The organism is Bartonella sp. AP150HLJHH (assembly GCF_042196385.1).
GTDB lineage: Bacteria > Pseudomonadota > Alphaproteobacteria > Rhizobiales > Rhizobiaceae > Bartonella.
The window spans coordinates 1-903 of record NZ_JBHIQC010000108.1 but is presented as its reverse complement, the minus strand read 5'-3'; the positions used below and the strand labels follow the sequence as shown (position 1 = coordinate 903).

Genomic DNA, 903 nt, shown 5'->3' with positions numbered 1-903 from the left:
CTCACAAATGAAACGCGTGTAATTAATAATCATACCCTTTATCGCATTAAAGCATTAAAAGACTTTGCTGATGTTAAGGCTGGTGCCTTGGGTGGCTTTATTGAAAAGGAAGATAACCTCTCTCATGATGGCAATTGCTGGGTGTATGATGAGGCTCTTGTGTTTAAAAATGGTCACGTTTATGAAAATGCAAGAGTTTTTGGCAATGCTGTCACTTGTGGTCATATCTATGGTCATGCGCGGGTTTATGACAATGCTATCATTGCTGGCTATGTTTATGATAATGCCCATGTTTATGGCAATGCTGTTATTTCTGATAATTCCCATGTTTATGGTAATGCACATGTGTATGGCAAGGATATTATTTATGATAATGCCTATGTTTATGACAATGCTAGGGTTTATGAAAATGCTCGTATAGCAAATAACGTGCATGTTTATGAAAATGCCAATATTCATGGCATTGCTGTTATTCGTGAAAATGTCGGCGGGTCTACTAAAATAAAAACCTATACTGAACGTCTCTCTCCTTATGGTGAATTAGAGATTGTCTGGGTCTAACCAATAAAGCAGTGTAAATGAAAGTACAGGCGTGGCGGGGGCGCCCCTCTTTCAAATTTTCCCATTTCAAATTTTATCAACTGTTTATCACATTAGATTGTGAGGGTCTTCTATGTGCAAAAAATACGAATTAACCAGTGAAATCAAAAAAATCAAACATGCTCTTACTCGAAATATTATAAATCTTTATCGCATTAAAGCTTTAAAAGATTTTGATGATATAAAGGCGGGGTCTTTAGGCGGCTTTATTGAAAAGGAAGCTAATCTATCCCATGATGGCAATTGCTGGGTGTATGATGAGGCTTGTGTCTACGGTCATGCAAGAGTGTATGATGATGCAAA

Annotated in this window: 1 protein-coding gene and 1 pseudogene; both read left to right on the top strand. The window is 37.2% G+C overall.

What is annotated here, in order from left to right; all coding sequences use genetic code 11:
* A partial coding sequence (locus ACFING_RS09930) for a hypothetical protein (RefSeq protein ID WP_375630805.1) occupies nucleotides 1-561 on the top strand: 561 nt, incomplete at its 5' end.
* Nucleotides 562-673: 112 nt separating this feature from the next.
* Nucleotides 674-903: pseudogene (locus tag ACFING_RS09925) on the top strand (hypothetical protein); the annotation flags it as partial.